Annotated in this window: 12 protein-coding genes, 1 tRNA gene and 1 pseudogene; 9 read left to right on the top strand and 5 right to left on the bottom strand. The window is 60.0% G+C overall.

Going from position 1 to position 12,708, the window contains the following annotated elements; all coding sequences use genetic code 11:
• The first annotated feature begins 1 nt into the window (after nucleotide 1).
• From bktB to MB02_RS11170, 3 genes are read left to right on the top strand one after another with little or no spacing between them, the layout of a single operon-like run.
• Nucleotides 2-1,192, top strand: a complete 1,191-nt coding sequence (bktB, locus tag MB02_RS11160) for a beta-ketothiolase BktB (RefSeq protein WP_067537142.1) — start codon at nucleotides 2-4, stop codon at nucleotides 1,190-1,192.
• The gene (locus MB02_RS11165; RefSeq protein WP_067537144.1) at nucleotides 1,189-1,896 is read left to right on the top strand and encodes a CoA transferase subunit A; all 708 of its coding nucleotides are present in this window, start codon (nucleotides 1,189-1,191) and stop codon (nucleotides 1,894-1,896) included. The genes bktB and MB02_RS11165 overlap by 4 nt, the downstream gene beginning before the upstream one ends.
• The gene (locus MB02_RS11170; RefSeq protein WP_082826124.1) at nucleotides 1,896-2,531 is read left to right on the top strand and encodes a 3-oxoacid CoA-transferase subunit B; all 636 of its coding nucleotides are present in this window, start codon (nucleotides 1,896-1,898) and stop codon (nucleotides 2,529-2,531) included. The genes MB02_RS11165 and MB02_RS11170 overlap by 1 nt, the downstream gene beginning before the upstream one ends.
• 22 nt (nucleotides 2,532-2,553) lie before the next feature.
• Here the strand turns inward: MB02_RS11170 and MB02_RS11175 are convergent, their stop codons facing one another.
• On the bottom strand, nucleotides 2,554-2,736 hold the full coding sequence (locus MB02_RS11175; protein ID WP_067537150.1) for a hypothetical protein: 183 nt from the start codon (nucleotides 2,734-2,736) through the stop codon (nucleotides 2,554-2,556).
• Between the two features lie 59 nt (nucleotides 2,737-2,795).
• Between MB02_RS11175 and MB02_RS17705 the strand changes: the two genes are divergently transcribed.
• Complete coding sequence (locus MB02_RS17705; protein ID WP_170304710.1) at nucleotides 2,796-2,939, top strand: hypothetical protein; 144 nt, start codon at nucleotides 2,796-2,798, stop codon at nucleotides 2,937-2,939.
• The gene (locus tag MB02_RS11180; RefSeq protein ID WP_067537153.1) at nucleotides 2,930-3,133 is read left to right on the top strand and encodes a hypothetical protein; all 204 of its coding nucleotides are present in this window, start codon (nucleotides 2,930-2,932) and stop codon (nucleotides 3,131-3,133) included. Before MB02_RS17705 ends, MB02_RS11180 begins: the two co-directional genes overlap by 10 nt.
• A gap of 319 nt (nucleotides 3,134-3,452) precedes the next feature.
• Here the strand turns inward: MB02_RS11180 and MB02_RS11185 are convergent, their stop codons facing one another.
• Nucleotides 3,453-5,129: an RNA-directed DNA polymerase gene (locus MB02_RS11185; protein ID WP_156495492.1), complete on the bottom strand. Its 1,677-nt coding sequence runs from the start codon at nucleotides 5,127-5,129 to the stop codon at nucleotides 3,453-3,455.
• A gap of 73 nt (nucleotides 5,130-5,202) precedes the next feature.
• Nucleotides 5,203-5,286 (bottom strand) — tRNA-Gly (locus MB02_RS11190).
• 147 nt (nucleotides 5,287-5,433) lie between these two features.
• Here MB02_RS11190 and MB02_RS11195 point away from each other — a divergent pair.
• Together MB02_RS11195 and MB02_RS11200 are read left to right on the top strand one after the other, a co-directional pair.
• Entirely contained in the window at nucleotides 5,434-6,999 is a 1,566-nt protein-coding gene (locus MB02_RS11195; protein ID WP_067537158.1) for a tyrosine-type recombinase/integrase, read from the top strand.
• A 234-nt stretch (nucleotides 7,000-7,233) separates the two neighbouring features.
• Nucleotides 7,234-7,492, top strand: a pseudogene (locus MB02_RS11200) (IS110-like element ISMmg1 family transposase); the annotation flags it as partial.
• A 334-nt stretch (nucleotides 7,493-7,826) separates the two neighbouring features.
• Here the strand turns inward: MB02_RS11200 and MB02_RS11205 are convergent.
• Nucleotides 7,827-8,828: a TauD/TfdA family dioxygenase gene (locus tag MB02_RS11205; RefSeq protein ID WP_067537164.1), complete on the bottom strand. Its 1,002-nt coding sequence runs from the start codon at nucleotides 8,826-8,828 to the stop codon at nucleotides 7,827-7,829.
• A gap of 81 nt (nucleotides 8,829-8,909) precedes the next feature.
• Between MB02_RS11205 and MB02_RS11210 the strand changes: the two genes are divergently transcribed.
• Together MB02_RS11210 and MB02_RS11215 are read left to right on the top strand one after the other, a co-directional pair.
• On the top strand, nucleotides 8,910-9,656 hold the full coding sequence (locus tag MB02_RS11210) for a class II aldolase/adducin family protein (RefSeq protein ID WP_067537166.1): 747 nt from the start codon (nucleotides 8,910-8,912) through the stop codon (nucleotides 9,654-9,656).
• A gap of 207 nt (nucleotides 9,657-9,863) precedes the next feature.
• The gene (locus MB02_RS11215) at nucleotides 9,864-11,198 is read left to right on the top strand and encodes a spinster family MFS transporter (protein ID WP_067537169.1); all 1,335 of its coding nucleotides are present in this window, start codon (nucleotides 9,864-9,866) and stop codon (nucleotides 11,196-11,198) included.
• A 295-nt stretch (nucleotides 11,199-11,493) separates the two neighbouring features.
• On the opposite strand, the gene MB02_RS11220 is transcribed toward MB02_RS11215, so the two are convergent.
• Nucleotides 11,494-12,702 (bottom strand): hypothetical protein, encoded by a 1,209-nt coding sequence (locus MB02_RS11220; RefSeq protein ID WP_067537373.1) that lies wholly within the window; start codon nucleotides 12,700-12,702, stop codon nucleotides 11,494-11,496.
• Nucleotides 12,703-12,708: the final 6 nt, after the last annotated feature.

A 12,708-nucleotide genomic window follows, 5' to 3' on the forward strand; every position in this document is an offset into this window, starting at 1 on the left:
GATGAATCCGATCTACATTATATCAGGCGTTCGCACCGCGATTGGAGACTTCGGTGGGAGCCTCAAGGACATTCCGCCCGCGAAGCTCGGGACGCTTGTGATTGCCGAGGCTGTCAAGCGCGCGGGGCTCGCGCCCGACGCGGTGCAGCATGTCGTCTTGGGCAATGTCATCCTGAGCGAGCCAATGGACGCCTATCTCGCGCGTGTGGCGGCGATCGAGGCAGGGGTTCCGATCGAAGCGCCGGCACTCACCCTCAACCGCCTGTGCGGCTCGGCGGTGCAGGCGATCGTTTCCGCCGCGCAGATGATCGCGCTGGGAGAATGTGGCATCGCGGTCGCGGGGGGCGCGGAGTCGATGACGCGTGCGCCCCATCATGTGACGGCGGCGCGGTTGGGCCAGAAGATGGGCGACGTCCAGATGATCGACGCGCTGCTCGCCGTACTGTCCGATCCCTTCGAGGGTATGCACATGGGCGTGACGGCCGAGAATGTGGCTGCCGACCATGGGATCACGCGGGCAATGCAGGACGAACTGGCGGTAGAGAGCCATCGCCGCGCCGCCCGCGCGCAGGCGGAGGGGCGTTTCCGCGAGCAGATCCTGCCGATCGAGGTGAAAGACCGCAAGGGCACGCGCCTATTCGACACGGACGAGCATGTCCGCGCTGACGCCAGCCTCGAGGATATGGCGAAGCTGAAGGCGGTGTTCAAAAAGGACGGCACGGTGACGGCGGGCAATGCGTCGGGCATCAATGACGGCGCGGCGGCTGTGGTGCTGGCCTCGGCCGAGGCGGTCGAACAGCGGGGCCTAAAGCCGATGGCTCGCATCCTGGGCTGGGGGCACGCCGGCGTTCAACCCGACCGGATGGGCATCGGTCCCATCAAGGCGGTGCCGATCGCGCTGGAGCGATCGAGCCTCATGCTGGAACACATCGATGTGATCGAAGCGAACGAGGCATTTGCCGCCCAGGCTTGTGCGGTCGCTCAGACGCTGGGTTTCGATCCTGACAAGGTCAATCCGAATGGTTCAGGCATCTCGCTGGGACATCCCGTGGGTGCGACCGGCGCCATCCTGACCGTCAAGGCGCTCTACGAACTCGAGCGGATCGGTGGTCGCTATGGCCTCATCACCATGTGCATCGGTGGCGGGCAGGGCATCGCCATGGTCATCGAGCGACTGGGAGTGTCGGCGTGAACAAGCTATTTCCCGCTGCGTCAGTAGCGCTTGAGGGTTTGCTGTTTGATGGGATGACGATAGCCGCGGGGGGCTTCGGGCTGTGCGGCATTCCCGAACGGCTTATCGATGCGATTCTGGCGTCGGGCGCAAAGGGTCTGACGGTGGCGTCGAACAATGCCGGGATCGACGGCGAGGGACTCGGCAAGCTGCTCCGCTCGCGCCAGATCGCGAAGATGATCAGCTCCTATGTCGGGGAGAACAAGGAGTTCGAGCGGCAGTATCTGGCGGGCGAGCTTGAGGTGGAGTTCTGCCCGCAGGGCACGCTGGCCGAGCGGATGCGCGCGGGAGGCGCGGGCATTCCCGGCTTCTATACGAAGACCGGGGTTGGCACGCTGGTCGCCGAGGGCAAGGAGGTTAAGGTCTTCGACGGCGAGACCTACGTCCTTGAACGCGGCATCCGCGCCGACCTGTCGATCGTCAAGGGCTGGAAGGCGGACGAGGCGGGAAATCTGATGTTCCGCAAGACCGCGCGCAACTTCAATCAGCCGGCCGCCACCTGCGGCAAGCTGTGCGTCGCCGAGGTGGAGGAGGTCGTGCCCGTGGGCAGCCTTGATCCCGATGCCATCCATCTTCCAGGCATCTATGTCCAGCGCCTGATCCTGGGCGCGCCCTATGACAAGAAGATCGAGTTCCGCACCGTGCGGCAGAGAGAGGATGCCTGATGCCCTGGAGCAGAGACGAGATGGCCGCGCGCGCGGCGAAGGAGCTGCAGGACGGCTTCTATGTGAACTTGGGCATCGGTATTCCGACGCTCGTCGCCAACCATATCCCTCCGGGCGTGGAGGTGACGCTTCAGTCCGAAAACGGCATGCTCGGCATCGGTCCCTTTCCCTATGAGGGGGACGAGGACGCGGACCTGATCAACGCCGGCAAGCAGACGATCAGCGAACTGCCGAGCTCCAGCTACTTCTCCAGCGCCGACAGCTTCGCGATGATCCGGGGCGGACATATCGACCTCACCGTGCTCGGCGCGATGGAGGTGGCGGAGAATGGCGACATCGCCAACTGGATGATCCCGGGCAAAATGATCAAGGGCATGGGCGGCGCGATGGATCTGGTCGCCGGCGTCAAGAAGATCATCGTGGTGATGGAGCATAATTCGAAGGCCGGCGACCCTAAGTTCATCCCAGCATGCACTCTGCCGCTGACTGGGCAGAACGTGGTGGACATGATCATCACTGACCTCGCCGTCTTCCAGCGCCCGGACCATGGAAGCCCGTTCCGCCTGATCGAACTCGCCCCGGGCGTCACGACCCAGGATGTCGCAGCCAAAACCGCCGCACATTACGTGGACTGAAATCGAATCTCCGTTGCGGTCTTCAGACAGCTCCCCCGGCTGTACTTTGATGATTTTGGGGAACGAGATCGTCGTTGACCTCGCGCACGAGATGGTGGGCTGAGAAGTCGATCGTCGGTTCGTGCTCGGCAAAGGCAAGCAGCACATTGGGCCGCAGGAAGACGGGATCGGGGAGCACCATCTGGCTTACAAGGAAGTCGATCATCCCGCGCGGGCTTTGAGCGCGGCGGAGGGACTGAAGATCTTCTTCTGCTCGAGACCGGCGTGACCGTGAGCAAGGCCCTCCTCGACCACTCCGGCACTGACCCGGTGATAATCGAGCTGGCGAAGGGCGAGCGGGCGGCCGGGATGGCGGCGATGCGCTCGAAGCAGTCCACCGTATTCGAGAAGAGCGCACAATGGACCTGACCGAGGAGACGGTCCTGGACCACTATATGACCCGCTTCGACGAGCGGACCCGGAGGGCGCACACCGTAGCGTTCTCCGCCGCCATCGCCACGGTGAAGGACCGCTGGCCCACCCTCGAGCTCGTCCGGGGCGTCTCGAACATCTACGGCGTGGCAGTCGAGGAGCTCTCTGCGTTCTTTGGGCTTATCCGCTAGCGGAGAGAGTGGGAGGTCTGGGTGGACGTGTTCCGCTCGCCCGATAACCAGCATCTCGTCCGCGACACGATGAACGCGGGCCAGCGCCGGGCCTACGGGACGATGCTGGCGATGCTCGAGGTCTCGTGAGCAACGCGGGCCTGACCCATCTGGGGCGCAAGCGCCGGGACGTGCATGGCGAGCCCTTGCCGATCGAAACCCGGCCTTGCCTCCGATGCCGCAAGCCCTTCGAGAGCGAGGGTGCCCACCATCGGCTGCGCCTACCCTGCGCCAACAAGGCGGGGGAGACGAGCCCCTTTGCGGTGTGAAATGGATGCTCTTACTCTGGGTACTCTAGCGAGCCAGCCATAGAGGCTTGTTCAAATATTTTCGCCAGCACTGAGGGAGTGACGCGCTTTCGCGCCTTCTTGCTTGGGTCGTAGAACTCGACATTGGCGTTCCAGAGATCGGCGAAAAAGTCGTGCTGTGTGATGAAGTCGGCGCTCTGCGCCTTTGGCCACCAACCTTTCCGGGTCGCTTCATAGGCGATCAGCCACATTTCTGACTTCAACCCCGCTTCTGACGCGAAGCCCTGCCAGAAGGAGAAATCCAGAGCGCCATTGATTAGGCTCTTGTGCCAAAGGTCGAGCGTTATCAAACCAACGGTTGAGCTCCGCAATTTCATCACGTTATCCATCGCCGAAGCGGGAATGATGAGGCCTATCTCCCTTGCCCAAAATAGCAGCCAAGCGAGTTCATTCGTGTGCCCCGAAGCGGCTTTGATAGGTATCTGTTGTAGAATGTATGCGTGTATCTCGTCGTCGGGGAGAGGTGTCGATCCGTTGATCGCTGCAAGATGTTCGGCCACGAAGGCGAGGCAGGTTGCGGAACGACGCGCGCAATAGAGGAGCCATCGGACAAGATGCTCGACATTGTTGCCTTTGATGTTGAAACTAGCAGCTCGCTTGACCGCAAAGAGCAGCGCATTGTCTCTCTTGTTCTGGTCTGCCAGATAAATCGCGTGTTCAAAGAATGAGTCGAGATCATCACGCTGTTGCCCGGCCTTAGTCGTGAGAACGAAGGTTCGGACAAAATGAATCCATTCAGGGGTGTGCTCGCAGCCCAACCCGAAGGTTCCCGTCTTTTCGGCATTCAACTCAAGTTGGTACTCGTAGAGCGCAAGCGATAGCCCTGACAGGACTGCCGAGGAAGTTTCGCTTTCGGGAAGGCCGATAAGCATGTCATCCACATAACGCACACCACGCGCCTCAAAATCGGGGATATGCGTCTTGGCAATTTCCTCAACCTCTACGGCAATCAGTTCAGCCAAAATTCGGGAGGTGTCAGGACCTATCGGGATGCCAATTGTCTGGCCTTCTTGCCCGGAGCCGACAGCCTTATCCAAGTAATTGGCGAAGTGCCTCTTGAACGCAAGAGTATGGTGATTCGCCTTTACATGGGCCTTGCCGAGGATCGCCCATGCAATGGAGTGGGTGTATATTGATGGGTAGAAGCGGGTGATGTCGGTTTTTACATACCGACCATAGGCGGAAAGCAAGCGGGCGCGGCGTCTCGCAACACCGTCAAAATCCACGCCGGTAATCGCACGGCCGTTAAGGCTGCTCGAAAACTCAGGCTTAAATTCGGTGATCTTCGACCTAGACAACCGGGCTTTGATATCAGCCCAGTTCGCAGCAATCAGATGGGCTATGTGCAGCTGGTTGATTGGATTGACGAGCGCGAGCTTGCGGCGGGCATCCCCGTATCGAGGGATGCTATATGATTCCGGCGTCGTCCAAAATTTGCGTATCTTCCCCGCGTCCCATTTTGCCGCGAATGCCACAGCAGAAGCCGCAAATGTTTCAGACGTAAACGGGGGCGGCAATTCGGCAGGCAGATAGCCCCGACGCAGCAGTTTCCTTAGCCACATCTCAGCGGCACGCTTCTGAATAGCAGCCTGATTCATCCCGGCTTTGTATCGGCGTTGTGAGTTCGGCGCCATCGCAAGTAGCGACATCGCACGCCTATCGCGCTCGGTAACCTAAAGGGTCGCTGACTGCGACCCTAAACCACGAGAATGTTGGAAAAACTGGAGCGGGCGAAGGGATTCGAACCCTCGACCCCAACCTTGGCAAAGTTGGATAAGCACTATTCCAAGATACGCTACGCCTCGCCATTCCACGATTAAAGGCATGATTTTACGTTTCTTTTTTATCTATCTACGCTATACACAACCGAGAGGAAGCCCACGATTTCCTTCTGGCGTTGTAGCCCAGTTGTAGCCTGAGAAATGGCGAAAGCCCACAGAAAGACCAAGAAAAATGGCAAAGCAGTCTGAAATCAAGATCACAAAAAAGGTGGTGGACGCCGCTGAGCCAGGCGCAAAGCGTTATGTGCTGTGGGATAGCGATACCAAGGGCTTTGGCGTTCGCATCGGAGTGAGCGGGGTCAAAACCTTCGTGGTCAAGTATCTCGCCGAAGGCGGCGGTCGGAGTGCGCCGCAACGCTTCTTCACGATCGGACAATTCGGCCCGCTCACAGTCGAGCTGGCGCGTAAGCGCGCGAGGGAGATCGTGGCTTCCGTACTGATGGGCAAAGATCCCCATTCGGAGCGTAATGCCAAGCGCAAGGAAATACGGGTGAGCGCGCTGATTGACCTGTATGAAGCCGAGGGTTGCTTCATCCAGCGGGGCAAGCGCCAGGGCCAGCCGATGAAGCCGTTGACCAAGAAATACACCATCGCCCGGCTGCGCCATCATGTCGTTCCGCTGCTTGGCCGGAAGCGCGTGACGGAGATTGGCGCCGCCGACATCGAGCGATTCTTCCGCGATGTTGAATCTGGTAAGACGGCGAAAAATGAGAAGACGAAACCGCGCACGCGGATCATCGTCAAGGGTGGCGCTGGTGCGGCGCGCAAAGTGTTCCGCGATTTGTCGGCCGTGTTCAGCTTCGCCAAGCGGCATGAGATCGTCGCAGCCAATCCCTGCGAAAAGGCCGTGGTGAACAAGTCCGACAATAGTCGCACACGCTTCTTGACGCTTGAGGAGGTTGCGCGCCTCGGTGCGGCCTGTGACGCATTGGAAGCCGAGGGCGTCAACAGCAAGGCGCTCAACATCACCCGGCTATGGGTGCTTACCGGCTGCCGCCGCAATGAAATCGCGGAGGTGAAATGGGATGAGGTCGATCTGGAAAACGGCCTGCTTGTTCTCGACGACAGCAAGACCGGCAAGTCGATCCGTCCGCTCTGCCTTGCGGCGGCGACCCTGCTCAAAGGCGTCGAGAAGGTGGACGGCACGGACTATGTGTTCCCCGCCGACGAAGGTGACAGCTATTTCCAAGGCACCAAGAACATCTGGCCGAAGATCGTGAAGAAGGCCGATCTGCCCGGCGTCACCCCGCATACGCTGCGTCATACGGTCGGTGCTACAGCCACCTCGCACGGGGAGGCGCTGGCGTTGACCGGCGCGATTCTCGGCCATGCCAATCTGCGCTCGACGATGATCTATGCCCATGTGCAGCATGATCCATCGGTGAAGGCTGCCAATCGCGTAGGACGCCGGATCGCCTCGGCGCTGGCTGGCGAAGTCAAGCCTGCTCCCCGCAAGCGCCGCAAGGCGGCCGAACCCATACCAATCAAGGAAGTGGCCCCCACCCGCAACGGCTTGCTGCCTAGCGCCGAATGGGAAACATTGACCGAACTTGCTGCGTTGCCCGCCGGAGACAAGGGCTTTCTGGCTTCGGCCAGCGATCCGGCACTCGTCATGCTTGCCAAGCGGGGCTTCGCGGTTACTGAGGCCGGTCCGAGCGATTTGCTCGCATGGTGGCAAATCAGCGCGGTCGGCAAGGCATTGATCGATGGACAGGTCGAACTGCCCACAGCCGCATAAAGGCTTCTTGACCACCAGGCGCGCACATTAACGGACAGCGACTGGAATGAATTGCTACCAAGTTGCGCACCCGTCGCCCCGCCCAATCGCATCAATCGCACGCTAGAGCATTTTGCAGCGGGCGGCGACGCCGAGCCAGTCCTGCTCGGCGGCTCGCAGGGCTTTTATGGAATGGCCCGCCCCACCTCTCCGAAATCTGATACGATGGAGGCGCTAGACAGAGAGGGACGAGCCATGACCATTGTGATGATCGGCATCGACTTAGGCAAGAACAGGTGCAGCGTGGCGGCGCTCGGTGAGCGCAGCGCGGTTGTGCTGCGTCGGCGGACGCGGGCGGGAAGCATCGTTGAGTTTGCAGCGCAGCATGCGCCTTGCATGGTTGCGATGGAGGCGTGCTGCGGGGCCCACCACCTCGGGCGTCGGCTGATCGAGCAGGGGCACACGGTCAAGCTGATGCCGCCAGAATATGTCCGTCTGTCCTTACGTCAAGGCGTAGAAGAATGACGACCGGGATGCCGAAGCGATCGCCGAGGCGGCGATGCCATCCCAATACGGTGGTCGTGGCGCTTGCCAACAAGCTGGCGAGAATCGCCTGGGCTCTGATGCTGCGCGAGACCCTGTTCTCAACCAAGCGAGCAGTAAGCGCTTGAGCTCGCGACGTGCGGTTCAGGTTGGCGATTTGGCGACTGAGCAACTCTATCATGGCATCAAGTGAAACGGCCCCAGATCATGTTGGCCAGACCCATCTGGATTTGCTTGGCCCGGCTGATGAAACCCATAAGGATGATGCATAGTGCCGCTGGCGCTTGCGCAAATGGCGCACACGTCTATGCGAGTAACATCACTCGAACGCAGCGTTGGCCAGTGAAGGTCGCGCGTCCGTGTCCAGTGAGAATGTTGTCGAGCAACTGAACATCTCCGCGCTGCCATTTGGGTGCGGTCGTGACGCTGTCGACGATCGGATACAGAGCCTCGATTTCCTCACGTAAAAATTCGGTGCCATCGCCGAACGTCACTGCCTGCGGCCAAGGGTGGGCCGCACCATAATATTGCTCATGCAGGTCTTGGAACCGCTTTCCCTGGCTGACGGCGTTAAGGTCGAACGCCGGGATGACATTGAACCAAATTTCTTCGCCAGTAACTGGATGCGTGACATAGCCTGGCGTGGTGAAGCTTGCCTCCATTCCATGTTCGGTCCAGGTGCAGTCCGATCCGGTGGCGCGGCACGCCGCCTCAGCATCTTCGCGGCTCTCGCTGCCGAATGCATCCACCCAGCTGCGATGCAGTACGTCAAGGTCGAGATGGCCGGGTTTCCAGTCGGGATTGCGGAAGCGCCGGACATATCGAACGCCGAGCTTCTTGACCTTGTCGAAAAATGCCTTCGGAACCTCAGCGGTGAATTTTCGCATGTCGCCAATCAGTGTTTCACCACCGCTTCGCGGAGGAATTTCGCAGAAGAAGGCCAAGCGTCCGGGAAAATCACGGGTATAAGCCATCTCCTGATGCAGGAGGATCTCACGATCGGGCGGAGCTTGGGTGGACTGCATGACCCGCCCGGCCACTTTGCTGCGCGGTGACGTGCCCCCGGCATAGCCCGCGCGATGCCCATCGAAGCAAGACAGGAAGTTGTCGAACTGGGAGGCATTCGACAGGGCGAAATCCCGGAACGTGACGACGCCGCTTTTGACCAGCAGGTGCTCAATCTCCGGCTTGGCCTGCGCCAACCATTTTGCGGTCTCCAAAGGATCGGATTTGAGCGAAACGGCCTTCGCTAGGACGACCGGAGGATAGCTGCCTAGATCAATGTCCACGCCGGGAATCCCAAGCATTCTTCTCTCCTAACCATACTATATCGACAAATATGGATTATATCGATATTTGGTTTGCGAGACAAGTCAGGAGAGACCAGAATGCCTTCCCCGATTGCGCTAGGTGATGAAATGCAAACCCGTGCCGAACTCGCTGCGGCTTATAGGCTGGCGGCCATTTATGGCTGGGATGATGGCATAGGCACCCATTTTTCGGCGCGGGTTCCAGGTCCCGACAATCATTTCTTCATTCTGCCGCTCGGCGCGATGTATGAGGAAGTCACAGCCAGTTCACTGCTCAAGGTCGATCTGGACGGGAATATCATCGACGGTCCAAATGGTGCGCGGATCAATCAGGCCGGTTTCACGATCCACGGCCATATTCATCGCAATGTGCCGGACGCCCATTGCGTGTTTCATTGCCACACAGTCGCAGGGATTGCCGTGGGAACCCAGAAGCAGGGGCTTTTGCCGCTGAGCTTCCACGCCATGTTCCTGCACGATCGGCTTGGTTATCATAATCTGGAAGGTGTGACGGTTGACGAAGATGAAATGCCGCGCATGATTGCCGCTCTCCGCGGGGCTAAAGGCCTAATCCTGCGTAATCACGGAACAATGACTGTCGGCCGAACCATCGCGGAGGCCTTTTTTTATCTCTTCCATTTGGAGAAGGCGTGCCAAATCCAAGTTGCCGCGCTGGCTGGAGACACGGATATCAACATTCCCAGTGATGCAATGGCGTGTCATTTCCGCAGCCAGGTAAACGCCGGCTTTTCCGATATTGCTGATCTCATGTGGGTGGCCATGATGCGCAAGGCCGATCGTGCCGATTTAGGCTACCGGGATTGATTGAGGCAACCAATCACGTGACGTCCAGATTGCTGGATTTGGCGCAACATTCGCAACGGAACTTGCTGTGACTTCCTCATACATCGTGCCGGGCGGGGAGACGATTTCCCGGGCCCGACAGGGCGACGCCCAACTACTCAACATTTTCATCCATCACGGTCGAGCGACCTGCGAAGTATCACGTGTTATCCGGATCACGCCGCTGTTATGAGCAAGCAGTCATCCGGACGTAGCCAGCCTCGCTACATTCTTGGTCTCCTCGTGCTCGCTTACATGTCGAGCTACATCGACCGCGTTGCCCTCGGCATCTTTGGCGAGGCGATAAAGCGCGATCTTGATATTACTGATACCGAGCTCGGCATCCTGACCGGCTTCGTCTTCGTCATTTTCTACAGCATTCTCGGTGTGCCGATAGGGCGTCTTGCCGACAAGCTGCCAAGAGGCAAGCTGCTCGCCGCATGCCTGATGGTCTGGTCGGGCATGACCGCGCTGGCGGGATTGGCTAACGGTTTCACCACACTGCTTCTGACGCGCATCGGCGTAGGCGTAGGCGAGGCCGGCCTGACACCAGCGGCGCATTCGCTGCTTTCCGACCTCTATCCACGCAACAAGCGATCCTTCGCGTTCGCCGTGTTCGGCGCCGGTCCTCCGCTCGGCATCATCATCGGATCGCTTGGTGGCGGCTGGATCGCCCAGCAGTTGGGCTGGCGTATAGGCATGCTGGCGCTCGGTGTTCCCGGCATCATTCTCGGTCTGTTATTTCTCTTCACCGTACGCGAGCCGAAGCGAGGAGTATTTGATGGCAACGTGGATGCTGCAGCCGTTCCTGAATTTCGGGAAGCCCTTCGCACGTGCCTGCGCGATCCGTTGTACATACTCGTGACTGCGGGCATGTCATGCGCCGCCATCGCGCTCTACAGCCTGTCGACGTTCACCGTTCCCTATCTCATCCGCCGCTTCGAGATAGACTTGTTCACGGCCGCAAGCCTCTTCGGGCTATCCTACGGCATAGCCGGGGCAATCGGCGCAGCGGTTGGCGGCGTCCTCACCGATTGCGCGGGCGCTCGTGACCACCGGTGGTATGCGGGCGTTCCCGCGATCAACTACTTCATCGGGGGGCTCTGCCTGATGGCCGCCCTGTTTCAGCACGACCACCGTCTCTTCACGGCCTGCTTCGTCGTGGGGGCCGTCTGCGTGAACTTGGCTCTTGCCCCGGCGCAGGCGGTTGTTCTCAATCGGTTCGGACCGCGCATGCGTGCTTCGGCATCAGCGATGCAACTGCTCGCAACAGGAGTAATCGGCCTTGGCATCGGCCCTACGATGACCGGCTTCATCAGTGATAAAATAGCTGCGGCGAGGTTCGGCGTTGACTACCGTTCGGTCTGCGCACACCCAGCCGCCGGCGTGGAAGATGTCTGCGCCCGTGCCGCAGCCGATGGGCTCCAGCAGGCGCTGACATTGGCGGTCGGGGTCTATTTGCTTGCCTCGTTGATCTACCTCATTGCGGTGCGCTTCACCACGCCTCGCTCATCGGCAGGCTGAGCGGCAAACAGGAAGCACAACGATGACGGCCTATCAAAGCTGTTGGCGATCTACGAGATCAAGAAGCTGAAATCCAACAATCCCGCCTCGCCGATACCAAGGAAGCAGCAACCGTTCCGATTTGTGACGGTAGAACGCCGCGCTTCAGACCCTGCACACGGCAAGGCCATGAAGGTCTACTGGCTTTGCGCCGCGCCTACGAACGTGTGGACGGCGACTGCGAGGTTCAGCACGCTGTGATCGACCCGCCAGCGTTTGACTTCCACCAAGTAGTAGTGGTGGTGAACTTAGCCGCCTATTCGATGCCGTAAGGCCTGTAGGGTCCGTTAAAATAGTGCTCGACGTGAGCCGCACCGGTGCTGACCGAACCGTCAGGCGCGGTCGTATGGACCGAGCATAGATAGACGTTGCCTTGCACCGGCTTGCCTTTGATCTCGCCGCGGCCGAAACCGTCGAAGTGTCCCTCGTCGGTCTTGTAGCCATTGTGAATCAGCGGCTGGTTCGAGAAATCAAACTCGTCCCATTCGATGACCAGTTCCTCCGACCCGTGATAGGTGTGGACGTTGCCTCCGTCCGACCAGCCGCCTGGATAATAGCCGGATGTCTGGCCCATCCACGGCGGTCCGGCCGTCTCGAACTCCTGTGTCCATATTCCCCCTGCCGCGTCGGTGAGCCTCATGGTGACGCGCTTCAGCACCTTCGTGCCCGGGTGATATTCGGCCTTGTGCGTGGCATCGACGATCTCATGACTTTCACCTGCCCATCCGCGGGTGATCGCACCGCCCAGCGGCGTGCCGAAAACGTCGTCGAACTGACGCCTCGCGCCGTCCGAATCCTCGTGCAAATGATAGAAGCCGCTAAAGGGCTCCGACCGGAAGATGATCCAGAACCGCAAAGCCCGCTGCGGCCCCTTCGGTGATTTGGGGGGCAGCCATTTCGGATCGGGCGACAGCGGCCGGCGCTCGGCGTAGAGGCCCCACGAATGGTCGCGTGCGGCATGCCAGGCTCCAGGTTCGACCGCCCAGCGCCGTTCCCCCAGCTCTATGAAGCCCGAAGGTGCGCCCGGCTGGCAGTAGCGCGACTGGTCGGTCGTCTTACGCATGCGGTTCTGCGCGTCGTGGTGATCCTCGAGAACGGCCGGAGAGACGCCCACCCAGTCGATGTCGAAGGCGATGCCGCTGGCATTGTCGGCAAGCGCCAGACGCAGACGGCGCAGCGGTTCGACGAGTTCGACCTGGAAGGGCCCGATCCGCGTAGTCATGTCGCGTCGCCAACAGCGGCTGAACCGGACCGTCCGCTGGGTACCGCCGACGTTCAGGATCGCGAAGCCGCCGATCATGTCGGTATTGGCATTGACCCGATAGCCGCAGGCGAGGAACAGTTTCTCCTGCGGATTGAACACGCCGAAATAGCAGCCGTCGTCCCATGAAAAGTCCGTCGATGGCAGCTGCGCGAAGGTTCGGGACGTCTGGTGAATTGGAAGTTCGTCGTAGGGACTCAGCATCGGCAG

Origin of the sequence: Croceicoccus estronivorus (genome assembly GCF_001625325.1) — a bacterium.
Classification (GTDB): Bacteria; Pseudomonadota; Alphaproteobacteria; order Sphingomonadales; family Sphingomonadaceae; genus Caenibius; species Caenibius estronivorus.

Coding starts and splice junctions, on each gene's coding strand:
- MB02_RS11215 (WP_067537169.1), top strand. CDS start 9,864: ATGAGCAAGCAGTCATCCGGACGTAGCCAGCCTCGCTACATTCTTGGT.
- MB02_RS11185 (WP_156495492.1), bottom strand. CDS start 5,129: ATGTCGCTACTTGCGATGGCGCCGAACTCACAACGCCGATACAAAGCC.
- MB02_RS11195 (WP_067537158.1), top strand. CDS start 5,434: ATGGCAAAGCAGTCTGAAATCAAGATCACAAAAAAGGTGGTGGACGCC.
- MB02_RS11220 (WP_067537373.1), bottom strand. CDS start 12,702: ATGCTGAGTCCCTACGACGAACTTCCAATTCACCAGACGTCCCGAACC.
- MB02_RS11175 (WP_067537150.1), bottom strand. CDS start 2,736: ATGATCGACTTCCTTGTAAGCCAGATGGTGCTCCCCGATCCCGTCTTC.
- MB02_RS11205 (WP_067537164.1), bottom strand. CDS start 8,828: ATGCTTGGGATTCCCGGCGTGGACATTGATCTAGGCAGCTATCCTCCG.
- MB02_RS11170 (WP_082826124.1), top strand. CDS start 1,896: ATGCCCTGGAGCAGAGACGAGATGGCCGCGCGCGCGGCGAAGGAGCTG.
- MB02_RS11210 (WP_067537166.1), top strand. CDS start 8,910: ATGCCTTCCCCGATTGCGCTAGGTGATGAAATGCAAACCCGTGCCGAA.
- MB02_RS11180 (WP_067537153.1), top strand. CDS start 2,930: ATGGACCTGACCGAGGAGACGGTCCTGGACCACTATATGACCCGCTTC.
- bktB (WP_067537142.1), top strand. CDS start 2: ATGAATCCGATCTACATTATATCAGGCGTTCGCACCGCGATTGGAGAC.